We start from the raw sequence: 21,921 nt of genomic DNA, 5'->3' as shown, positions 1-21,921 counted from the left end.
CAAATATGATACACTAGAAGGTGGTTTTCTTTAAGAAAACCTTAGAAAAGTTGAGGTAAAGACATGATAAACATGATAATTTTAGTTGTCTTTGCACTCATTGGTTTAGTCGTTGGATATTTAGCAATTTCTATTAAACTTAGCAAAGCTAAGGAACAAGCAGAAACTACCTTGCTAAAGGCAGAACAAGACGCTGTGAACCTTCGTAGTCAGGCAGAACATGATGCAGACCACCTGCGTGTAACTGCTGAACGCGAAAGTAAGGCTCAACGTAAAGAGTTCTTGTTAGAGGCAAAAGAGGAAGCTAGAAAATATCGAGAAGATATTGAAAAAGAATTCAAATCTGAACGTCAAGAGCTTAAACAAATGGAGAATCGTTTAACAGAACGTGCAACCAGCCTTGATCGTAAGGATGAAAATCTATCAAGTAAAGAACTCGCCCTCGAGAAAAAAGAGCAGAGTCTTGCTGACAAATCTAAACATCTTAATGAGCGTGAAGAGAATGTGACTCAGTTGGAGGCTGAGAAGCAAGCTGAACTTGAACGTGTTGGTCAGATGACCATTGCAGAGGCGCGTGAGGTAATCTTAACGGAGACTGAGAATAATCTGACTCATGAGATTGCAACACGTATCAAAGATGCAGAAGCACAGGTTAAAGATACTGTTGATAAGAAGGCCAAAAACTTGTTGGCTCAAGCTATGCAACGCTTGGCTGGAGATTATGTTACTGAACAAACAGTAACCACTGTTCACCTTCCAGATGACAATATGAAAGGTCGTATCATTGGACGTGAGGGGCGTAATATCCGTACGCTTGAAAGTCTAACAGGTATTGACGTTATTATTGACGATACTCCAGAAGTGGTTGTTCTTTCTGGTTTTGATCCAGTCCGTCGTGAGATTGCTCGCATGACTCTCGAAGCCTTGATTAAAGATGGACGTATCCACCCAGCTCGGATTGAGGAGTTGGTTGAGAAGAGTCGTCAGGAAATGGATAACCGTATCCGTGAATATGGTGAAGAGGCAGCCTACGAAATTGGCGCTATGAATCTTCATCCTGATTTGATTAAGATTATGGGACGCTTGCAGTTCCGTACTTCGTATGGTCAAAATGTCCTTCGTCACTCAGTTGAAGTTGGTAAATTAGCAGGTATCATGGCTGGTGAATTGGGTGAAAATGTGGCTCTCGCTCGTCGTGCTGGTTTCCTTCATGATATGGGGAAAGCTATTGACAAAGAGGTCGAAGGTAGTCACGTTGAGATTGGTACTGAGTTTGCACGTAAGTATAAAGAGCATCCAGTCGTGGTTAATGCCATTGCCAGCCACCATGGAGATGTGGAACCTGAGAGTGTGATTGCAGTTATTGTAGCTGCAGCAGATGCTTTGAGTTCGGCTCGCCCAGGAGCTCGTAATGAATCCGTTGAAAATTATGTCAAACGTCTTCGTGATCTGGAAGAGATTGCATCAAGCTTTGACGGTGTTCAAACAAGCTTTGCCCTTCAGGCTGGTCGTGAAATTCGTATTATGGTTCATCCAAATAAAATCTCAGATGATGAAGTTACAATCTTGTCTCACAAGGTACGTGAACAAATTGAGAAAAACTTGGATTACCCAGGAAATATTAAGGTTACAGTCATTCGTGAATTCCGTGCGGTTGATTATGCCAAATAAGATAAGAGAGCCGAAAGGCTTTTTTATTTTGCACTTGATACTGAAATGTTGTATTCTTTTTGAAAATGTAAGAACTTTCTTATCAAATCGCCTTATTTTGGAAGATTAGTGTTTTATAATGAAATATTTTGATTTTTTTTGACTGTTTTTAGTTGACAGTTATTAAAAATTTAGTATAATAGACATTGTAAACGATTACAAAAGGAGAGATTATGATAAAGTCTGAACGTAAGCAGATTATCTTGTCTCAGTTGAAACAAGATGGTTTTGTCACTTTGGAAAACCTAACTGTTTTGTTAAGTGATACTTCCGAGTCGACGATTCGTCGCGACTTAGACGAGTTAGCGGCAGATGGCCAACTTAAACGTGTTCATGGTGGTGCTGAAAGCATTCATGGTCTAAAGGAAGAAATTGCCAATAGTCAAAAAGCTATTAGAAACGTTAAAGAAAAGGCTCAGTTAGCTGGTTATGCTGCCGATTTAATTAAGGAAGGTGATGTCGTCTTTCTTGAGGCTAGTACAACAAATGAACTTTTGATTTCACATTTGTCTAATCGTCAGGTAACAGTTGTGACTAATTCTATCCATCATGCGGTTAAGCTGGTAGATCTTGGTGTTAGCACTAGGATTGTTGGAGGAAAGGTTAAACATTCAACGGATGCCTCTATTGGAAGTACTGCTCAAGAGCAAATCAGACAACTGAATTTTGATTGTGCTTTCATTGGTGCTAATGGCGTTGATGCTAATTATTTCACCACACCAGACATGGAAGAGGCAGTTATCAAACGGACGGTTATAGCTAATTCGCAAAAAGCCTATGTTCTAGCTGATGCCTCTAAACTTGGTCAGATTACCTATGCTAAGGTAGCCGAGGTTGAGAAAGTAACCATAATTACAAATGCTTCGGAAGAAGAGCTCCTAAAAGAATTAAAAGAGAAAACGAGGGTTATTGAAGTATGATTTATACTGTAACGCTAAATCCATCAATCGATTTCATTGTTCGTATCGATAAAGTAGAGATTGGTGAAGTTAACCGTATGGAGAGTGATGATAAGTTCGCTGGCGGTAAGGGGATTAATGTCAGTCGTATTCTACAACGTTTAGGAATTGACAACACTGCTACGGGCTTCATCGGTGGTTTTACAGGACGTTTTGTGACAGATGGTTTGGATGCAGAAGGCATTAAAACTAAGTTTGTAGCTGTGGATCAAGATACACGTATCAATGTTAAAATCAAGGCTGACCAAGAAACTGAAATTAACGGTACTGGGCCTGTCATCAATGATTATCAGTTGGCTGAGCTTGAAGCTATCCTTTCAAGTGTAAGTGCCGATGATGTGGTTGTTTTTGCTGGATCAGCACCAAGCAATCTTGGAAACAAGGTCTATAACAAATTGATTCCACTAGTGCGTGAAACGGGTGCACAGGTTGTCTGTGACTTTGAAGGTCAAACCTTGCTTGATTCCTTGGCTTACCAACCACTCTTGGTTAAGCCAAATAACCATGAGTTAGAAGCTATTTTCAATGTCAAACTTAATGGTTTGGCTGATGTTGAAAAATATGCGCGTGAACTCCTTGCTAAGGGTGCACAGAACGTTATCATCTCAATGGCGGGTGATGGAGCTCTGCTGGTCACACCAGAGGCTGCTTACTTTGCTAAACCAATCAAGGGAACAGTTAAAAACTCTGTTGGTGCGGGTGACTCGATGGTTGCTGGTTTCACTGGTGAGTTTGTTAAATCAGGTGATCCGATTGAGGCTCTCAAGTGGGGAGTAGCCTGCGGAACATCTACAGCTTTCTCAGATGACTTGGCAACAATTGAATTTATTGAAGAAACATACAATAAAGTTGAGGTAGAAAAACTATGAAAATTCAGGATTTACTGAACAAAAAAGTCATGTTGCTTGACCTTCAAGCAACTACAAAGGAAGCTGCTATCGATGAAATGATTAACAGCTTGGTTGATAATGGTGTCGTGGCTGACTTTGATGTTTTCAAAGCAGGCATTATGGCTCGTGAAGCACAAACATCAACTGGTTTGGGTGATGGAATTGCTATGCCGCACAGTAAAAATGCTGCAGTAAAAGAAGCAACTGTACTTTTTGCTAAATCTAATAAAGGTGTAGATTACGAATCACTTGATGGTCAACCTACAGACCTCTTCTTTATGATTGCTGCTCCAGAGGGAGCAAATGACACTCACTTGGCAGCCCTAGCTGAGTTGTCAAAATACCTTATGCAAGATGGTTTTGCAGATCGTTTGCGTAAGGTAACTTCTCCAGATGAAGTGATTGCTGCTTTTGATACGGGTGAAGAAGAAGCACAGGCTGAGGAAGCTAAGAAAGCACAAGCTGTTAAAGAAGCAGCTTCAAGCGATAAACCACTTATCGTAGCCGTAACAGCTTGTACAACCGGTATTGCTCACACTTACATGGCTGAAGAATCACTAATTAAAACAGGTGAAGAAATGGGTGTCAATGTTCGTGTTGAAACTAACGGTGCTTCAGGTGTCGGAACACCATTGACTGCTGAAGAAATCAGTAAGGCTGTAGGTGTTATCGTAGCGGCAGACAAGGCAGTTGAAACAGCACGTTTTGATGGTAAAAAATTGCTTTCTAAACCAGTCGCTGCAGGTATTCGTCAACCTCAAGAATTAATCCAAAATATCTTGGATGGTAAGGCTGAAGTCTTCCATGCCGAAAATGCTGGATCTGCTCAAGAATCAAGTGAGAAATTGAGCCTCGGTGGTGCCTTCTATAAACACTTGATGAGTGGGGTATCACAAATGCTCCCATTCGTTATCGGTGGTGGTATCATGATTGCGCTTGCCTTCTTGCTTGACCAAATTATGGGTGTTCCTAAAGATCAATTGTCACAACTTGGTTCTTACCATGAAATTGCTGCTCAATTCAAAGCAATTGGTGGTGCGGCCTTTGGTTTCATGCTTCCAGTACTTGCAGGTTACATTGCTTACTCTATCGCTGAGAAACCAGGTTTGGTATCAGGTTTCGTAGCTGGTGCTATTGCTTCAAGTGGTGCAGCCTTTGGTGGTGTTCCATTTGCTTCAGGCGGTAAAGCAACCCTTGCCCTTGTTGGCGTATCTTCAGGTTTCCTTGGAGCTCTTGTTGGTGGTTTCCTTGCAGGTGGTGTTATCCTAGTTCTTCGTAAACTCTTGGCAGGTATTCCACGTGCCCTTGAAGGAATCCGTTCTATCTTGCTCTTGCCACTTCTTGGTGTATTTGCTACAGGTTTCTTGATGTTGGCAGTGAATATCCCAATGGCAGCAATCAATACTGGTCTTAATAACTTCTTGTCAAGCTTGTCAGGGAGCTCAGCAGTGCTCCTTGGTCTCCTTGTCGGTGGTATGATGGCAGTGGACATGGGTGGACCAGTTAACAAAGCTGCTTATGTCTTTGGTACAGGTACTCTCGCAGCAACAGTAACTTCAGGTGGTTCAGTTGTTATGGCAGCAGTTATGGCAGCCGGTATGGTTCCTCCATTGGCAGTCTTTGTAGCGACACTCTTATTTAAAGATAAATTCACCGAAGAAGAACGCAACTCTGGTTTGACAAACATTGTTATGGGACTCTCATTCATCACTGAAGGTGCAATTCCATTTGGTGCAGCTGACCCAGCACGCGCTATCCCAAGCTTTATCGTTGGTTCAGCTCTTACAGGTGCTCTTGTAGGTATGGCTGGAATCAAATTGATGGCACCACACGGAGGTATCTTCGTTATTGCCCTCACTTCAAATGCTCTTCTTTACCTTCTCTTCATCTTGATTGGTGCTGTGGTATCAGGTATCCTCTTTGGATTCCTTCGTAAACCACTTGATAAATAAGATATGATCAAACAATCTCGTTGTGACGGGATTGTTTTTTGGTGTCGTAGCAGATTTTTGTCAGGGTACCTATTTTATGATACAGTATAGGCAGAAATGGTTTATCTAGTAGCTAATGCTCTGTATAAAGAAACATAAGAGGTGAATTATGGTAAAAGAATACGATTATATTGTCATCGGTGGGGGTTCTGGTGGTGTTGCTAGTGCTAATCGTGCCGCTATGTATGGTGCTAAGGTTATTCTCTTTGAAGGAAAAGAGGTCGGTGGTACCTGTGTTAATGTGGGTTGTGTACCTAAAAAGGTCATGTGGTATGGTGCTCAGGTTGCTGAGACCCTTCACCGTTACGCAGGAGAGTATGGTTTTGATGTGACGCTTAATAAATTTGATTTTGCGACGCTTAAGGCCAATCGTCAGGCTTATATCGATCGTATCCATGGTTCTTATGAGCGCGGTTTTGATAGCAATGGTGTTGAACGTGTTTACAAGTATGCAAGATTTGTTGACCCTCATACGGTTGAAGTAGCGGGTGAACTTTATACAGCACCACATATCCTAATTGCAACAGGCGGTCATTCTCTTTATCCAAATATTCCAGGCAGTGAATATGGAATTACCTCAGATGGTTTCTTTGAGTTAGATGAGGTGCCAAAACGTACAGCTGTTATTGGTGGTGGCTATATTGGAGTTGAAGTTGCCGGTGTTCTCAATGCTCTTGGAAGTGATACTCATCTCTTTATTCGTAAGGATCGCCCATTGCGTACCTTTGACAAAGACATTATCGATGTTTTAGTTGATGAGATGGCTAAGTCTGGCCCTACACTTCACATGCATGCTAATGCAACAGAGGTAGTAAAAAATGCAGACGATTCTCTGACTATTAGCTTTGACAATGAAGAAACTATTACAGTTGATTGCCTTATCTGGGCTGTCGGACGTGCAGCGAATACTTCTGGCTTTGGTCTTGAAAAGACAGGCGTTGAGTTGACTGAACGAGGTAACATTTATTCAGACGAGTTTGAAAATACATCTGTTCCTGGTATCTATGCTCTTGGAGATGTGACTGGTAAACTTGATTTGACTCCAGTTGCAGTGAAGGCTGGTCGCCAATTGTCAGAGCGACTTTTCAATAATAAAGTTGATGCTAAACTTGATTATACAGATGTAGCTACTGTGGTCTTTAGTCATCCGGTCATTGGTGCTATTGGGTTGACTGAGGAAAAGGCAATTGCCAAATATGGTTCGGAAAATATCAAGGTCTATAAATCTAGTTTCACTCCAATGTATACGGCTCTTGGAGATAATCGTCAGCCGTCAACCATGAAATTAGTAACGCTAGGTGAGGATGAAAAAATCATCGGTCTTCACGGTATTGGGTATGGTGTCGATGAGATGATTCAAGGATTCTCTGTGGCTATTAAGATGGGAGCAACTAAGGCTGATTTTGATAATACGGTTGCCATTCATCCAACAGGCTCAGAGGAATTTGTAACGATGAGATAGAAAAGTGAAGTCTGTTAACTGAGAGTTTCAGGCTTTTCTTTGTGTTTAAATAGCAGCCTACACTCTGTGTAAAACTGTAGACTGTCTAAATAAAAAAGGCCTTCAGGCCTTTCATTCGTTAATTAAGTAGTTTCTTAATTCTGAAATAAAGTAAAGAGATCCAGTGACGACAAATAGATCGTCAGAATTTGCTGATTCAGCTTGTGCTAGCCAGTCTCTATAGTCGGCTACACGTTTGAAGTGTTGGGGATATTCATTCAAAGGCAGTGCCTCAAAAAAGTCAAAGCTGGTTACCGTTATATCATAATCTTTCAATTCCTCTAGTAAGTCTGCCAATGGCTTTCGTCTAAGTCCTGCAAAGAGGATATGTATCCTACGATTAGCGAAGTTATCTTTTAGTACCTGTTTTAAGCTGGCAATTCCTTGAGGGTTATGAGCACCATCTAGATAAATGTTATCTCCTATCCACTCACTACGACCAGGCCAATGCGTCTCTACGATTCCCTCTTGGATGCTCTTATCGGTAATCTTAGAAAATGTTTGAGCTAGGAGATGGGCAGCAGTGACAGCTAGCCCAGCATTGTTTTCTTGATGCTGTCCTAACATTGGAAGTTTAAGCTTTGGACTTTCCCAATGGTCATAAGAAACTTGGATCGTTTGATTGTCCCTTGGAAGCAGCTGAATTTCCCTATCAATGACGGCTAAAGGAGCTTGTAGGTCATGTGATTTTTTGTTGAAGAAATGTTCAACTTCTGTAGAGACACGACCAAGTAAGATAGGTGTATTTTCTCGCATGACGCCTGCCTTATGATTGGCAATGTCCAAAAGGCTATTGCCCAAAGTTTCAGTGTGATCAAAGCCGATTGAAGTACAGATGACAAGCTCTGGAGAAAGGACATTGGTTGAATCAAGTCGTCCACCAATTCCGGCTTCAATGATAGCAATATCAACCTGTTTAAGGTCAAAGTAGAGGAACATGAGTAAGGTGACCAATTCAAATTCTGTTGGTCGCTCAAAAGCAGTGTGCTCTTCTAAATCATCGAGAAGAACCTGAGCTTTCGCAACAATGTTAATTAGATCCTTGTCTGGAATCTCTGTGCCGTTGATACTAATACGTTCGTTAAAGCGAGTAATATAAGGGGAGGTGAAAGTCCCGACCTGATAGCCTGATTTTGTTAGGATATTTTGTAGGTAGCTAGTTGTTGATCCCTTACCGTTGGTACCGACGATATGCACCGTTGGATAGTGAGATTGAGGATTTCCTGCCTGTTTCAAGAGCCAACGCATACGTCCGAGTTGAGGGCGACGTCCATTGCCTTTGAAGGAGTGGATGAAATTTAGAGTTTCTGTATAGTTCATAGGATTATAGAAAAAAGGCAGGGGTTTCCTAACCTTTTCTTTGTTTTAGTTGGAAACAGCGCCACTAGTTGTGGCGTCACCAGTTGTCGTATTGCCAGTTGTTGTGTCTGCAGTGGCTGCGGATGAAGAAGTAGTTGTATTTCCACCAGTTGTTGTGTCTGCTGATGAAGAATAGGTGTTATTACCAGCTTGGCTGCTTGTTTCTGTTTCTGAGTCAGTTGCATTACCATAGCTAGATGAGGCGACACTTGATTCTTGGGTCTTATTGTTGCCTTCTTTAATGACTACAGTTGACTGATTGGATGATGAATCAGAAGTGTCCTTATTCTTAGATGATGTGAAATTCATGATAGTGATGGAAGCGACAATGATTGACAAGATTGTCCCGACAGCAGTAAGTACTTTTTGGAAGGCAGTGAAGCCTTTTGTAACGTGTTCGGTCACCATTGGTGCAGATTTTTTTTCTTCTTTTGATGAATGGTTACGGCGTGAGTAATTTTCAGACATGATGCTCTCCTTAAAAATATTTCGTACTCTCTATTATATGATTTTCTCGCAAAAATTGCTAAAAAAATTATGCTATAATAAATAGTAAATAAAAATCGAGGAAAAATCATGATTTATTTTGATAATTCAGCCACGACGATGCCTTATCCAGAGGCACTTAGAACCTATCAAGAAGTGGCTACTAAAATTTTTGGGAACCCATCCAGCCTACACCAATTAGGAACATCTGCGACACGTATTTTGGAGGCTTCTCGTAAGCAAGTTGCGGACCTCATTGGAAAATCAGCCGATGAGATTTTCTTTACGTCTGGTGGAACCGAAGGCGACAACTGGGTCATTAAAGGAGTGGCTTTTGAAAAAGAACCTTATGGCAAACACATTATTGTTTCTGATATTGAACATCCTGCGGTGAAAGAGTCTGCCAAATGGCTTTCAGAGCATGGTTTCGAAGTGTCCTATGCACCAGTTAATGAGCAAGGATTTGTGGATGTTGAAGCTCTTGCTGGATTATTACGCCCTGACACGATTTTGGTTTCGGTTATGGCTGTTAATAACGAAATCGGTTCAATCCAACCTATCCAAGAAATTTCAGATCTTCTAGCTAATGAGCCGACCATATCTTTCCATGTGGATGCTGTTCAGGCCATTGGGAAGATTCCTGTATCAGCTTATTTAACCGACCGTGTTGACTTTGCAACTTTTTCTGGTCATAAGTTCCATGCTGTTCGTGGTGTCGGTTTTGTCTACAAGAAGGCAGGGAAAAAGATTACGCCACTCTTAACCGGTGGTGGGCAAGAAAAAGATTTTCGTTCAACAACTGAAAATGTTGCCGGGATTGCGAGTATGGCTAAGGCTTTGCGCTTGGTAACTGACAAAGAGGGATTTTCTCTTTCTAAAATTGCTAAGATGAAAAAGATTATCTTTGACGAATTGGCTAAGTACGAGGATATTACTATTTTCTCAGGCGAGGGTGAAGACTTTGCTCCCAATATTTTGACCTTTGGAGTTAAGGGAGTTCGTGGTGAAGTGGTTGTCCATGCTTTTGAAGAGCATCAAATCTATATTTCAACGACCTCAGCATGTTCATCTAAGGCGGGGAAACCAGCGGGGACCCTCATTTCTATGGGCGTTCCAACAAAGTTAGCCCAAACGGCTGTTCGTATCAGTCTTGATGATGATAATGATATGGGACAAGTAGAACAGTTTCTCACGATTTTCAAGCAGGTCTATGCTAAGACGCAAAAAGTAAGATAGCAAGATTAATCGATTAAAAAATAAAACTAAATTCAAGTTTAAAGGGAAAAGGAATGACATTAACGTATTCAGAAATTATGGTTCGCTACGGTGAATTGTCAACTAAGGGCAAAAACCGTATGCGTTTTATCAATAAACTCAGAAATAACATCAAAGATGTGTTATCTATCTATCCAGAAGTTAAAGTGACTTTTGACCGAGACCGTGGACATATCTACCTCAATGGTACAGACTACGAGCCAGTAGCAGAGTCTTTGAAGCAAATTTTTGGGATTCAGGCCTTTAGCCCTGTTTACAAATTTGAAAAAGATGTCGAAGTATTGAAAAAAGCTGTTCAAGACATTATGACTGGCCTCTATCGTGACGGACTTACCTTTAAGGTGACTGCTAAACGTAGTGATCACGACTTTGTTTTAGATAGTCGCGAGCTCAACCTTACTTTAGGAAATGCTGTATTTGATGTATTGCCTGACATTAAGGCCCAGATGAAGGGACCGGATGTCAACCTCAAGGTAGAAATTCGTGCCGAGGCAGCTTATATTTCTCATGAGGAAATCAAAGGAGCAGGTGGACTACCTGTAGGGACTGCTGGTAAAGGAATGCTCATGCTTTCAGGTGGGATTGATTCGCCTGTTGCAGGTTATTTAGCCCTTAAACGTGGTGTGGATATTGAGGCTGTCCACTTTGCAAGCCCACCTTATACAAGTCCTGGTGCACTTAAAAAGGCTCAAGATTTGACCCGTAAGTTGACCAAGTTTGGTGGTAATATTCAGTTCATAGAAGTACCATTTACTGAGATTCAAGAGGAAATCAAAGAAAAAGCACCAGAGGCTTATTTGATGACCTTGACACGTCGCTTCATGATGCGTATTACAGACCGAATTCGTGAAGAACGCCGTGGTCTCGTGATCATCAATGGTGAGAGTCTTGGACAGGTTGCCAGTCAGACGATGGAGTCTATGCAGGCTATCAATGCTGTAACCTGTACGCCCGTGATTCGTCCAGTTGTCACTATGGATAAGTTGGAAATCATTGATTTGGCACAAAAAATCGATACCTTTGATATCTCCATCCAACCTTTTGAGGATTGCTGTACCATTTTTGCACCTGACCGTCCAAAAACTAATCCAAAAATCAAGAACGTTGAACAATATGAAGGTCGTATGGATGTTGAAAGCTTAGTTGAACGTGCGGTTGCAGGAATCATGGTGACTGAAATCACACCTATTGAAGAAGCGCAAGACGAAGTGGATACACTTATTGAAGACTTACTTTAGTCTAGGAGGATATAGTGACAGTTTGGTATTGCCCAGGTATCATTAGAGTTAGCTATATCGAAAAAGAAATGTCGATGTTAAACTTTTACCTAGAAAGGAAACTGCATGACTGTTTATAACATCAATTTAGGAATCGGTTGGGCATCAAGTGGTGTTGAGTATGCTCAGGCCTATCGTTCTAGAATTTTCAAAAATACAGGTATTAAGGCTAAGTTTGTCTTTATGGATATGTTCTTGCAGGACAATCTTTCTGATTTGACCCGTAACATGGGGTTTTCAGATGAAGATATCATCTGGCTTTATAGCTATTTTACAGACCTTAAGATTGCCCCAACGACCTATACTATCAAGGATTTGGAAAAGGAAATTCCTTATGACATCACGCGTCGCGAGATTAATGGCAAAGTGGTTAAACTTTTTTGTGCCAAGGAAGATATTTTCTACGCCGCTTATTTGCGTAAAGAGGGTGAAGATATTGTCCATCGTGTGGAAAAAGTATCGCGTGGTTGCCTAATTCGTAAAGACTTTTATTCTTATACTAAGATGTTTACAGAGTACTACACACCGGTAGACAATAAGGCCCACCTCTACCAACGCCGTTTCTTCAATGAAGATGGCAGTATTGCTTATGATGAAATTGTTGATGGCAAGGATAGTGTCTTCCGTTTCCCAGATAAGATTTTGTCTTCTAAGCATGAGTTTATCGCTTACTTTATGTCTCAATTAGGTCTAACTGATCAAGACATTGTCATTTTGGACCGTGCAACTGGTACGGGACAGGCTGTTTTCCGTAATACTAAACCAGCTAATCTTGGAGTTGTTGTCCATGCAGAGCACTTTAGTGAAAATGCTGTGACAGACAAGAATATTCTTTGGAATAACTTCTATGAGTACCAATTCAGCAATGCAGATAAGGTTGATTTCTTCATCACAGCGACAGAACGTCAACGTAGCATTATGCTAGATCAGTTCAACAAATATACACCATTTAAACCTCATATCGTAACGATTCCTGTGGGAAGTGTGGATAAACTGAGAGAGCCTGAAGGAGAGCGTAAACCATTCTCAATCATCACAGCTTCACGTTTGGCCAATGAAAAGCACGTGGATTGGTTAGCCAAGGCTGTTGTTAAGGCCAAAGAAAGTCTGCCACAAGTGAACTTTGATATCTTTGGTACAGGTGCTGAAGAAGCTAAGCTTAAGGCCATTATTGAGGAGAATCAAGCTCAGGATTATATCCATCTCAAGGGGCACCAAGATTTAACAGAAGTCTACAAGGATTACGAACTTTACCTATCAGGTTCTAAGAGTGAAGGTTTTGGATTGACACTTCTAGAAGCTGTTGGATCAGGCCTTGGTATGATTGGTTTTGATGTTCGTTATGGAAATCAAACTTTTATCAAGGATAATGAAAATGGTTACTTAATCCCTCGATTTGAAAAAGATGACGAGCCTGCTATTGTGGCTGCCTTGGCAGATAAAATTGTAGCTTTCTTCAATCGTTCAGATTTAGATCATGTTCATCAAGTTTCTTACGATATCGCCAAAGGCTTTTTAACAGAGAAAATTGAGCAGAAGTGGCTTAACTTGGTAAAGGAGATGACTAATCATGATTAATTTATTTGAAAACTATAGTCAAGGTAGTTGGGATCTCCATTACTCGCTCATTGTCGCTGGCTATGTGAATACAACAGTTTGTCTTTCAGATGATGGCTTTTTACCTAGTGATGTGACCTCACCTTACCTTTATTTCACAGGTTTTGATAAGGTTCAAGGTTCTGCACTTTACTTTAATCAGGTACCCGTGCCTGATTACTGGGAAATTATAGGAACGAATAGTAACGCGGAAATCTTCCGTTTTGATAAGAAACGTGGTCATATTCATTATGCGCATCCTGCTCACCAACGTCTAGTTAAAGCTGTGGATTGGTATGATGAGTCAGGTCGCTTGCGCGTGACTGATCGCTACAATAACAAGGGTTACCGTTTCTCACAAACAACCTATAATGTTAAGCAAGAAGCGACCATTACGAGCTATTTCACTCCTGACAACAAGGAAGTTATCGTCATCAACCATTTGACTAAAGACGTTATCTTGAATTGGAAAGACAAGGTCTACATTTTCAAAAACAAATCTGAATTTGTAGTCTTCTATCTTAAAGAAGCCGGTTATGATTTGAGTCGTATTCTATACAACTCATTGGCGACACCTTTCTTGACAACTATGAATCTTCCGAATTCTGGTCAAGATGTCCTCTTCTGGCAAGAACCGATTACTGATTCCGTTCCTGGGAATATGCGTCTCCTTCTTGATAGCAATCACCGTCAAACTAAGATTGTCGTGCAAGAATACGCAGCCTACACAAATCTTCTAAGACTGATTAGTCCAGAGCAGGCTTCTCGCGTGGCCTTCCTTGGATTCATGTATCCATTTGCCCGCCAGAACAACTTCCAAAATCAAGCGCTTATCTTGACTAACTCAGATCAGATTGAACATTTGGAAAGCATTGTCAGTGAAGTGCCTACCATGCATTATCATGTTGGGGCAATCACAGAAATGTCAAGTCGTTTGATGGATTTGGCTAAATATAGTAATGTTAGCCTTTATCCGAATATTACAACAGAACAGGTTAAGCGTCTCTATCAAGAGGCTGATTTCTATTTAGATATTAACCATCAAAATGAAATCTTGTCAGCGACACGTGCTGCCTTTGAAAATAACCTGCTTATCCTAGCTTTCACGAACACAAGCCATGGTCCTGAATATACCGCGCCAAGTAATATCTTCTCACCAATGAATGCCGGGCAATTTAAGCAAACCCTTAAAGAAGCCTTGGGCAACCGTGACTTCCTTAGTCACTTGCTTGATCGCCAACGTGAGCACGCTCATGTAGCAACACCAGAAGATTATAAGAAGGTTATTGGTTAGGAAAATGACATTAGAGGTTCGTAACATTTATCCTCTGACAGCAACATTTAAGAAGGTCGCTTCGCTTTATGAAGCGGCTTTTCCTGTGGAGGAGAGATTACCACTTTGGCAATTGTCTTGGAACAGCTTGAAAAGAGGACAATCTTTCTTGGCATATTTTGATGGGAAAGTTTTCATTGGTCTGACCTATACCATTTATACTGACAACTTGGTTTACCTACTCTTTCTTGCGGTTGAGGAAAGTAAACAGTCTCAGGGATACGGCAGTCAAATTTTGGCACAAGTTAAGGAAGAAGCAGGGGGACGACCATGTGTGCTTACGATTGAACCTATGGATGAGGAGCAAGTCTCTAATCGGGGGCAACGTTTAAAACGTTTAGCATTTTATGAACGAAATGGCTATCAGCTATTGAATCATTTCTATTTTGAAGGAACTGAACGTTATCAAATTTTGACAACGGATAGGAGTCTCTCCTTAGATGCTTTGGAGCAGGAACTAGCTAAGACCTTTTTGGGAAAATATGCTATAAGAGTTGAGTAGGCTAATCCTTACTTGGCTAAACTTCAATGAGCAGAATAAGAATAATCAAAATAACTTTTTCTCTTGTCATTAGAGGGAAAAAATGATAGAATTGTAACGTTGACTAAATGCACGTCCTGTGCAACCGCACGACTACTGTTTGCAAGTGGGTTCGTTCCCGCAGTACTAGGCGAGTCTTCACAGAGGGGAACCTCAGACACATTAAAAATTTTAATAGGAGGTGCATCATGAGCACATACGCAATCATCAAAACTGGTGGAAAACAAGTTAAAGTTGAAGTAGGTCAAGCGATCTACGTTGAAAAAATCAACGCTGAAGCTGGATCAGAAGTAACTTTTAACGAAGTTGTTCTTGTCGGTGGTGATAAAACTGTAGTAGGTACTCCAGTTGTTGAGGGAGCTACTGTTGTCGGAACTATCGAAAAACAAGGTAAACAAAAGAAAGTTGTCACTTTCAAATATAAACCTAAAAAAGGTAGCCACCGTAAACAAGGTCACCGTCAACCTTATACAAAAGTTGTTATCAACGCTATCAACGCGTAAGTTAGCGACTAATCACTAAGAAAGGACACAATCTTATGTTGAAAACTCTTGAAAACTTGCAACTTTTCGCCCACAAAAAAGGTGGGGGTTCTACTTCCAATGGTCGTGATTCACAAGCTAAACGTCTTGGTGCTAAAGCAGCTGATGGACAAACTGTATCAGGTGGATCAATCCTTTACCGTCAACGCGGTACACACATCTACCCAGGTGTAAACGTAGGCCGTGGTGGTGACGATACACTCTTCGCTAAAGTTGAAGGTGTTGTACGTTTCGAACGTAAAGGTCGCGACAAAAAACAAGTATCTGTATACCCAGTTGCTAAATAATTAAGCTAAAGTCTGCACTTTTGTGTAGGCTTTTCTTTATGAAAAAGGAGAATTCTATGCCTTTAAATCACTACCAACAAGAAGTGGGACCAAGTCTAGCGGATGCTAGTCCAGGTAAGATGCCAGATGTTGCCCTATTAGAAGGTCGTTATTGTAGCGTTGAACATTTGACAGTGGCAGAGCATTATAAGGATATTTTAGACTTTTATTTTACTAATCAGATTCTCTCTGATTGGACCTATATGTATGCGGAGCCTTTTGAATCTGAAGAAGCTGTACGTCAGTGTTTGGAGGATTATGAGAAATCCCAAAATCCTTATTTCTTTGCCATCAGGGATAAGGCTTCAAGTAAAGTTCTAGGAACCTTCTCACTCATGGCTATTACACCGAAAAATCGCAGTGTTGAGATGGGGCGAGTGATTTTGGCACCTACTTTACAAAAGACTCGAGCAGCTACAGAAGCTCAATACCTACTTATGAAATATGTCTTTGAAGATCTTAACTATCGCCGTTATGAGTGGAAATGTGATAGTCTCAACCGTCCTTCTGCCAATGCTGCCATACGTTTAGGGTTCACCTATGAGGGGCGTTTTCGTAATCATGCTATTTATAAGGGACGTAGTCGAGATACGGACTGGTTCTCGATTATTGATAGTGAGTGGCCAAGACTTAAAGAACGATTTGAGAATTGGTTAGCTCCTGAGAATTTTGATGAACAGGGACAACAGAAACGTTCTCTGAGGGATTGCTAGCTATTAATATAAGGGCTCTTTTCTGGTGAAGGAGCTCTGTTTTAGTAGTCTGAAGGTCAAGTCCAAGTTTTTAGTTTGCTAATGCTTATTATCACTGTCAAAATCAGTTTAAATGCTCATTTTTCTGTCAATAATATTCCCATAATAAAGCATATTTATGCTATAATAAAGAGTAATTTTATCAAGGAGAATAATGACTAATGGATTTAATTCGCGAAAAAGTATTTGTTAACCGTTACCACTATGATGTTCGTAACCATGAGTGGGAAAAAGAGAATGGTGTTCCTAAAACAAATGTTGAAGTAACGTTTCAGTTGCACAATAAAGATAAAGAAGCTAGCAATACGTCGGTTGTAGCTGTTTTGCAATTTATGATTGTTCGTGATGAGTTTGTTATCTCAGGGATTGTTTCTCAAATGAACCATATTCAAAACCGTATCGTCAATAAACCAAAAGATTTCTCACAAGAAGAAGCTGAGTCTTTGGCAGCACCGCTATTGGATACACTTCAGCGTTTGACTTATGAAGTGACTGAAATCGCCTTGGATCGTCCAGGAATTAACTTGGAGTTCTAAGATGTCTTTAGCAGTTATTACGGATTCATCGGTTAATCTACCTGCTGAAATTCAGGGACATGCTGATGTTTATATTTTAGATATTCCGGTTATCATTGAGGAACAGCCTTTTGTTGAAGGAAAGAACTTGGATGTGAATCAGTTTTACGAAAAAATGGCAAACTCTGAGGAACTGCTCAAGACGTCACAACCCAATCTAGCCGACTTGGATAACTTTCTCATGGAGTTGGGGGAGAAAGGGTATACCCATGTCATTGGGCTTTTCCTTTCTTCGGGGATTTCTGGTTTTTGGGCTAATAGTCAGTTTTTGATTGAAGATTATGCCAAGTTGAAGGTTGCTTTTCCTGATACTAAAATCACGGCAGCTCCTATGGGTGCCATGGTTAGAAACGTTTTGCATTGGTCAGAGCAAGGGATGTCATTCGAGAATATTTTGAAGAAGCTCGAGGAGCAAGTAGAGAACACGACGGCTTATATTCTTGTGGATGATCTTAATCACCTTGTTAAGGGTGGTCGCTTGTCGAATGGCTCAGCGATTTTGGGGAATCTTTTGTCTATCAAACCCATTTTACATTTTAATGCTGAAGGCAAAATCGTTGTTTTTGAAAAGGTACGTACAGAGAAGAAAGCTGTGAAACGCTTGGTTGCCCTAGCCGAAGACAATCGTGAAATGGAGCTTAGCATCCTTCATACTAATGCTCCTGAAAAGGCTGAGGCTCTTAAAAGTCAGCTGGAAGCTCAAGGGATTACTGTTTCATCGGTGGTATCCTTATGTGCTGTGATTGCGACGCACTTGGGCGAGGGAGCGCTGGTGCTAGGTCTAACACCTAAATTTACCAAATAAGTACGATACATCTGGAATCAGGCTTGCCTATGAGCAAGATCAATAGAGAGGAAAAATGATATGTCTATTAAAGTTATTGTTGCCGGATTTAAAGGAAGAATGGGTTCAACTGCGGTTGAAATGGTTAAGGGAGATGATGAATTGACCTTGGCTGCCTTGCTTGACCCGTTTGCGGCAGAAAAAGAAGTGGATGGTGTTCCTGTCTTCACGGATAAAGCTGATTTGGTTGGCTTTGATGCAGATGTTTGGGTAGATTTCACCATGCCTGCTGTTGCTTATGAAAATACCCGTTTTGCCTTGGAAAATGGCTTTGCACCGGTTGTAGGAACAACAGGCTTTACTGAAGCACAAATTCAGGAATTGACAGACCTTTCTAAAGACAAGTCTATCGGTGGATTGATTGCTCCTAACTTTGCTATTGGTGCTATCCTTCTTATGAAGTTTGCGGCAGAAGCTAGTAAATATTTCCCAGATCTTGAAATCATTGAGCTTCACCACGATAAAAAGAAAGATGCGCCATCAGGTACAGCAGTGAAAACAGCTGAACTTATTCGTGAGGTTCGCGAAACGAAACGTCAAGGTGCTGAGGATGAGGTGGAAACACTTGCTGGAGCACGTGGCGCTGAGTTTGATGGTTTCCGTATTCACAGTGTGCGTTTGCCAGGTCTTGTGGCTCACCAAGAGGTTATCTTTGGTGCCCAGGGAGAAGGATTGACCTTGCGTCACGATTCTTATGACCGTATTTCTTTTATGAGCGGGGTCAATCTCGGTATTAAAGAAGTGGTTAAACGTGATCAGCTTGTTTATGGTTTGGAACATTTACTATGAAATTAAGTTATTTGCCTTCTGAGTTTCAGAGGGCTTTACCAATATTAGAGAAGATTAAGGCTGCGGGTTTTGAGGCTTACTTTGTTGGTGGTTCGGTGCGAGATGCCCTTCTTAACCGTCCCATTCATGATGTAGATATTGCTTCGTCTTCGTATCCTGAAGAGACCAAGCAAATTTTCGAGCGTACGGTGGATATCGGTATTGAGCATGGGACTGTTTTGGTCTTGGAAAATGGCGGTGAGTATGAGGTGACGACCTTCCGAACAGAGGACGTCTATGTGGATTACCGTCGTCCGTCTAGCGTGTCCTTTGTGCGTTCATTGGAAGAAGACCTCAAGCGTCGTGATTTTACAGTCAATGCTTTTGCTCTTAATGAAAATGCTGAGATTATTGATAAGTTCAATGGTCTTGCTGATTTGGACAACCGTGTCTTAAGGGCTGTTGGTAAGGCTGAGGAACGCTTTAACGAGGATGCTCTTCGTATCATGCGGGGCCTACGTTTTACAGCGAGTTTAGACTTTGATATCGAAGAGAAGACTTTTCAGGCTATGGCCAGCCATGCTCCTCTTTTGGAAAAGATTTCGATTGAGCGAAGTTTCATCGAGTTCGATAAGTTGCTTTTGGCACCGCATTGGAAGAAAGGGATCAAGGCACTTCTAGCAACTAAGGCTTATCAGTACCTTCCAGATTTTCAAGAAACTGCTGAAGAATGGCAGGATTTTGTGGCAGACTATGTGGAGGGCTTTAGATTTACAAGTTCTGAGCAGGCCTGGGCGGCAACTCTTCTGGCTCTCAAGCACGATAATCCACGCTCTTTTCTTAAAAAATGGAAGACATCTGTTAATTTCCAAAAGACAGTTCAGTCCTTGGTTGACATTTTCAATTTCCGTTTGGAGAGAGCTGTGACTAAGCAAGATGTTTATCAGTATGGTAAGGAACTCTTAGAGGAGGCTGAAACCTTGAGACGGGCTCAGGGCTTGGACGTCGATTATGAGCGTATTGCCGAGTTGGATGGTCAGTTGCTCATCCATGATAAGCACGAAATCGTTGTGAATGGTGGCACACTGATGAAGGAGCTAGGATTCAAACCTGGTCCGGACCTTGGTCGTGCACTTAAGGCTATCGAAAATGCCATCGTTGATGGTCAACTAGCTAATGCCGAGGAAGCCATCATGGCCTTTGTTCAAGCGATGAAATAAGTCTAAAGACGTTATAAAAATGACACACCGCTACAGAGCATGCGTAGAATCCGTAGCGGTGTTATTTGTAAAAAGGAAGTAAGATGTCAGATTTTATTGTTGAAAAATTAACCAAGTCCGTTGGTGATAAGACGGTTTTTAAAGAGATTTCATTCATTATCCATGATCTGGATCGTATCGGGATTATTGGTGTCAATGGGACTGGTAAGACAACTTTGTTAGATGTTGTATCAGAGCGTATTGGTTTTGATGGTGACGTGTCACCTTTTACCAAGGCTAATGGTTATAAGATTGCTTATTTGACTCAGGAGCCTGAATTTGATGATAGCAAGACAGTGCTTGATACGGTCTTGTCATCAGACCTTCGTGAGATGACTTTGATTCGTGAATACGAGACCCTCATGGCGGATTATTCTGAGGATAATCAATCTCGTTTAGAAAAGGTTATGGCTGAGATGGATAGTCTTGATGCTTGGTCCATTGAGAGCGAGGTTAAGACAGTTTTATCTAAGCTAGGTTTGTCAGACCTCTCTCAAAAGGTCGGGGACCTCTCAGGTGGTCTCAGACGCCGTGTGCAGTTGGCTCAGGTTCTCTTGAATGATGCTGATCTTTTACTTTTGGACGAACCAACCAACCATTTGGATATTGATACCATTGCTTGGTTGACGAATTTTCTCAAATCTTCTAAAAAAACGGTCCTCTTTATTACCCACGATCGTTATTTCTTGGACAATGTAGCCACACGTATCTTTGAGCTAGACCAGGCTAATCTGATTGAATACCAGGGGAATTATCAAGACTATGTGCGTCTAAAGGCCGAACAAGATGAACGAGATGCAGCAGCTCTTCACAAGAAAAAGCAACTCTATAAGCAGGAGTTAGCATGGATGCGAACGCAACCACAGGCACGTGCAACCAAACAACAAGCTCGTATCAATCGCTTTAAGGATCTTAAAGGTGAGGTTCACCAAACGGTCAATAATGACGATCTTGAAATTAACTTTGAGACCAGCCGTATTGGTAAGAAGGTGGTTAACTTCGGCCATGTCGATTTTGCTTATGAAGATGGCAAGCAAATTCTCAGTGATTTCAATCTTATCATGCAAAATCGCGATCGTATCGGTATTGTTGGGGATAATGGTGTCGGGAAATCGACCTTGCTCAATCTGATTAATGGTGATCTTGTGCCTTCAGCTGGTATTCTAGATATTGGTGAGACGGTACGTATTGGTTATTTCTCACAGCAAATTAAGGACATGGATGAGAGTAAGCGTGTCATTAACTACTTGCAAGAAGTTGCAGATGAAGTTAAGACAACGGTTGGAACAACCAGTATCACAGAGCTCTTGGAGCAATTCCTTTTCCCTCGTTCTACTCATGGGACACAGATTGCCAAGCTCTCTGGTGGGGAAAAGAAACGTCTCTATCTACTTAAGATTCTGATTGAAAAGCCTAACGTTCTGCTCTTGGATGAGCCTACAAATGATTTGGACATTGCAACTTTGACGGTTTTGGAAAACTTCCTTAATGGTTTTGGCGGCCCTGTCGTTACCGTAAGTCACGACCGCTATTTTTTGGACAAGGTAGCTAACAAGATTCTAGCCTTTGAAGATGGCGGTGTGCGAGAGTTCTTTGGTAACTACACTGACTACCTTGATGAAAAAGCCTTCTTACAAGAGCAATCAGTCCTCCTCGAGAGGGAAAAAAAGCAAGCTAGCGTTAAAGTTGAGAAAGTCAAAGAAGACAAAAAACGCATGAGTTACTTTGAAAAACAAGAGTGGGCGACTATCGAGGATGAGATTGCCGACCTTGAAGCTAAAATCGAAGAGATTGAAGCAGCCATGCTTGAAAATGCTAGCGATTATGGACAGTTAGCTACCCTTCAACGTGATTTGGAGTCTGCCAACGAAACTTTACTTGAAAAGTATGAACGTTATGAGTATTTGAGTGAGCTAGAAGGATAAGCTCTTTAGTAA

Annotated in this window: 20 protein-coding genes and 1 other annotated feature; of the genes, 18 read left to right on the top strand and 2 right to left on the bottom strand. The window is 41.3% G+C overall.

Translation table 11 applies throughout. From position 1 onward, the window contains the following. The first annotated feature begins 63 nt into the window (after window positions 1-63). The 5 genes from HMPREF9425_RS07210 to gorA all read left to right on the top strand — a co-directional run bounded on the left by HMPREF9425_RS07210 (window position 64) and on the right by gorA (window position 7,012). On the top strand, window positions 64-1,671 hold the full coding sequence (locus tag HMPREF9425_RS07210) for a ribonuclease Y (protein WP_003095429.1): 1,608 nt from the start codon (window positions 64-66) through the stop codon (window positions 1,669-1,671). 212 nt (window positions 1,672-1,883) lie between these two features. Next, a complete protein-coding gene (locus tag HMPREF9425_RS07205; RefSeq protein ID WP_003095433.1) occupies window positions 1,884-2,630 on the top strand; it encodes a DeoR/GlpR family DNA-binding transcription regulator in 747 nt (248 codons plus the stop codon). Further along, window positions 2,627-3,538: a 1-phosphofructokinase gene (gene pfkB, locus HMPREF9425_RS07200; RefSeq protein WP_003097849.1), complete on the top strand. Its 912-nt coding sequence runs from the start codon at window positions 2,627-2,629 to the stop codon at window positions 3,536-3,538. Before HMPREF9425_RS07205 ends, pfkB begins: the two co-directional genes overlap by 4 nt. Next, window positions 3,535-5,511 (top strand): PTS fructose transporter subunit IIABC, encoded by a 1,977-nt coding sequence (locus tag HMPREF9425_RS07195; protein WP_003097847.1) that lies wholly within the window; start codon window positions 3,535-3,537, stop codon window positions 5,509-5,511. The genes pfkB and HMPREF9425_RS07195 overlap by 4 nt, the downstream gene beginning before the upstream one ends. A gap of 148 nt (window positions 5,512-5,659) precedes the next feature. Next, window positions 5,660-7,012, top strand: a complete 1,353-nt coding sequence (gene gorA, locus HMPREF9425_RS07190; RefSeq protein WP_003097845.1) for a glutathione-disulfide reductase — start codon at window positions 5,660-5,662, stop codon at window positions 7,010-7,012. Window positions 7,013-7,123: 111 nt separating this feature from the next. On the opposite strand, the gene HMPREF9425_RS07185 is transcribed toward gorA, so the two are convergent. Then, on the bottom strand, window positions 7,124-8,371 hold the full coding sequence (locus HMPREF9425_RS07185; RefSeq protein WP_003097843.1) for a bifunctional folylpolyglutamate synthase/dihydrofolate synthase: 1,248 nt from the start codon (window positions 8,369-8,371) through the stop codon (window positions 7,124-7,126). Window positions 8,372-8,416: 45 nt separating this feature from the next. Then, window positions 8,417-8,878, bottom strand: coding sequence for a DUF6556 family protein (locus tag HMPREF9425_RS07180; protein ID WP_003097842.1), 462 nt, complete (start codon window positions 8,876-8,878; stop codon window positions 8,417-8,419). A 108-nt stretch (window positions 8,879-8,986) separates the two neighbouring features. Between HMPREF9425_RS07180 and HMPREF9425_RS07175 the strand changes: the two genes are divergently transcribed. The 13 genes from HMPREF9425_RS07175 to HMPREF9425_RS07115 all read left to right on the top strand — a co-directional run bounded on the left by HMPREF9425_RS07175 (window position 8,987) and on the right by HMPREF9425_RS07115 (window position 21,909). After that, entirely contained in the window at window positions 8,987-10,132 is a 1,146-nt protein-coding gene (locus HMPREF9425_RS07175; RefSeq protein WP_003097840.1) for a cysteine desulfurase family protein, read from the top strand. A gap of 53 nt (window positions 10,133-10,185) precedes the next feature. Then, window positions 10,186-11,409, top strand: coding sequence for a tRNA uracil 4-sulfurtransferase ThiI (thiI, locus tag HMPREF9425_RS07170; protein ID WP_003097838.1), 1,224 nt, complete (start codon window positions 10,186-10,188; stop codon window positions 11,407-11,409). A 105-nt stretch (window positions 11,410-11,514) separates the two neighbouring features. Further along, window positions 11,515-13,026, top strand: coding sequence for an accessory Sec system glycosyltransferase GtfA (gtfA, locus tag HMPREF9425_RS07165; protein WP_003097835.1), 1,512 nt, complete (start codon window positions 11,515-11,517; stop codon window positions 13,024-13,026). Then, window positions 13,019-14,338 carry an accessory Sec system glycosylation chaperone GtfB gene (gene gtfB / locus HMPREF9425_RS07160; protein ID WP_003097834.1) on the top strand — a complete coding sequence of 440 codons (1,320 nt, stop codon included), beginning with the start codon at window positions 13,019-13,021 and terminating at the stop codon, window positions 14,336-14,338. The genes gtfA and gtfB overlap by 8 nt, the downstream gene beginning before the upstream one ends. A gap of 4 nt (window positions 14,339-14,342) precedes the next feature. Continuing rightward, window positions 14,343-14,879, top strand: a complete 537-nt coding sequence (locus HMPREF9425_RS07155; protein WP_003097832.1) for a GNAT family N-acetyltransferase — start codon at window positions 14,343-14,345, stop codon at window positions 14,877-14,879. A 112-nt stretch (window positions 14,880-14,991) separates the two neighbouring features. Continuing rightward, window positions 14,992-15,066 (top strand) — a sequence feature (ribosomal protein L21 leader region). 40 nt (window positions 15,067-15,106) lie between these two features. After that, window positions 15,107-15,421, top strand: coding sequence for a 50S ribosomal protein L21 (rplU, locus tag HMPREF9425_RS07150; RefSeq protein WP_002885597.1), 315 nt, complete (start codon window positions 15,107-15,109; stop codon window positions 15,419-15,421). Between the two features lie 35 nt (window positions 15,422-15,456). Next, entirely contained in the window at window positions 15,457-15,747 is a 291-nt protein-coding gene (gene rpmA, locus HMPREF9425_RS07145; protein ID WP_002885483.1) for a 50S ribosomal protein L27, read from the top strand. A gap of 56 nt (window positions 15,748-15,803) precedes the next feature. Next, entirely contained in the window at window positions 15,804-16,499 is a 696-nt protein-coding gene (locus HMPREF9425_RS07140; RefSeq protein ID WP_003095639.1) for a GNAT family N-acetyltransferase, read from the top strand. Window positions 16,500-16,699: 200 nt separating this feature from the next. Continuing rightward, the gene (locus HMPREF9425_RS07135; RefSeq protein WP_003095516.1) at window positions 16,700-17,074 is read left to right on the top strand and encodes a DUF1149 family protein; all 375 of its coding nucleotides are present in this window, start codon (window positions 16,700-16,702) and stop codon (window positions 17,072-17,074) included. A 1-nt stretch (window position 17,075) separates the two neighbouring features. Continuing rightward, window positions 17,076-17,918: a DegV family protein gene (locus tag HMPREF9425_RS07130; RefSeq protein ID WP_003097827.1), complete on the top strand. Its 843-nt coding sequence runs from the start codon at window positions 17,076-17,078 to the stop codon at window positions 17,916-17,918. A gap of 60 nt (window positions 17,919-17,978) precedes the next feature. Further along, entirely contained in the window at window positions 17,979-18,746 is a 768-nt protein-coding gene (gene dapB / locus HMPREF9425_RS07125; protein WP_003097825.1) for a 4-hydroxy-tetrahydrodipicolinate reductase, read from the top strand. Continuing rightward, window positions 18,743-19,945: a CCA tRNA nucleotidyltransferase gene (locus tag HMPREF9425_RS07120; protein WP_003097824.1), complete on the top strand. Its 1,203-nt coding sequence runs from the start codon at window positions 18,743-18,745 to the stop codon at window positions 19,943-19,945. Before dapB ends, HMPREF9425_RS07120 begins: the two co-directional genes overlap by 4 nt. 83 nt (window positions 19,946-20,028) lie before the next feature. After that, window positions 20,029-21,909 (top strand): ABC-F family ATP-binding cassette domain-containing protein, encoded by a 1,881-nt coding sequence (locus HMPREF9425_RS07115; RefSeq protein ID WP_003097822.1) that lies wholly within the window; start codon window positions 20,029-20,031, stop codon window positions 21,907-21,909. Window positions 21,910-21,921 lie beyond the last annotated feature (12 nt).

This window comes from Streptococcus vestibularis ATCC 49124 (assembly GCF_000188295.1).
GTDB classification, from domain to species: domain Bacteria; phylum Bacillota; class Bacilli; order Lactobacillales; family Streptococcaceae; genus Streptococcus; species Streptococcus vestibularis.
Note: the sequence above shows the minus strand (reverse complement) of the source record. Positions and strands in the feature narration are given on the sequence as shown.

Coding starts and splice junctions, on each gene's coding strand:
- HMPREF9425_RS07135 (WP_003095516.1), top strand. CDS start 16,700: ATGGATTTAATTCGCGAAAAAGTATTTGTTAACCGTTACCACTATGAT.
- HMPREF9425_RS07140 (WP_003095639.1), top strand. CDS start 15,804: ATGCCTTTAAATCACTACCAACAAGAAGTGGGACCAAGTCTAGCGGAT.
- rpmA (WP_002885483.1), top strand. CDS start 15,457: ATGTTGAAAACTCTTGAAAACTTGCAACTTTTCGCCCACAAAAAAGGT.
- HMPREF9425_RS07155 (WP_003097832.1), top strand. CDS start 14,343: ATGACATTAGAGGTTCGTAACATTTATCCTCTGACAGCAACATTTAAG.
- HMPREF9425_RS07185 (WP_003097843.1), bottom strand. CDS start 8,371: ATGAACTATACAGAAACTCTAAATTTCATCCACTCCTTCAAAGGCAAT.
- rplU (WP_002885597.1), top strand. CDS start 15,107: ATGAGCACATACGCAATCATCAAAACTGGTGGAAAACAAGTTAAAGTT.
- thiI (WP_003097838.1), top strand. CDS start 10,186: ATGACATTAACGTATTCAGAAATTATGGTTCGCTACGGTGAATTGTCA.
- HMPREF9425_RS07175 (WP_003097840.1), top strand. CDS start 8,987: ATGATTTATTTTGATAATTCAGCCACGACGATGCCTTATCCAGAGGCA.
- gorA (WP_003097845.1), top strand. CDS start 5,660: ATGGTAAAAGAATACGATTATATTGTCATCGGTGGGGGTTCTGGTGGT.
- gtfB (WP_003097834.1), top strand. CDS start 13,019: ATGATTAATTTATTTGAAAACTATAGTCAAGGTAGTTGGGATCTCCAT.
- HMPREF9425_RS07120 (WP_003097824.1), top strand. CDS start 18,743: ATGAAATTAAGTTATTTGCCTTCTGAGTTTCAGAGGGCTTTACCAATA.
- dapB (WP_003097825.1), top strand. CDS start 17,979: ATGTCTATTAAAGTTATTGTTGCCGGATTTAAAGGAAGAATGGGTTCA.
- HMPREF9425_RS07115 (WP_003097822.1), top strand. CDS start 20,029: ATGTCAGATTTTATTGTTGAAAAATTAACCAAGTCCGTTGGTGATAAG.
- HMPREF9425_RS07130 (WP_003097827.1), top strand. CDS start 17,076: ATGTCTTTAGCAGTTATTACGGATTCATCGGTTAATCTACCTGCTGAA.
- HMPREF9425_RS07180 (WP_003097842.1), bottom strand. CDS start 8,878: ATGTCTGAAAATTACTCACGCCGTAACCATTCATCAAAAGAAGAAAAA.
- HMPREF9425_RS07205 (WP_003095433.1), top strand. CDS start 1,884: ATGATAAAGTCTGAACGTAAGCAGATTATCTTGTCTCAGTTGAAACAA.
- pfkB (WP_003097849.1), top strand. CDS start 2,627: ATGATTTATACTGTAACGCTAAATCCATCAATCGATTTCATTGTTCGT.
- HMPREF9425_RS07210 (WP_003095429.1), top strand. CDS start 64: ATGATAAACATGATAATTTTAGTTGTCTTTGCACTCATTGGTTTAGTC.
- HMPREF9425_RS07195 (WP_003097847.1), top strand. CDS start 3,535: ATGAAAATTCAGGATTTACTGAACAAAAAAGTCATGTTGCTTGACCTT.
- gtfA (WP_003097835.1), top strand. CDS start 11,515: ATGACTGTTTATAACATCAATTTAGGAATCGGTTGGGCATCAAGTGGT.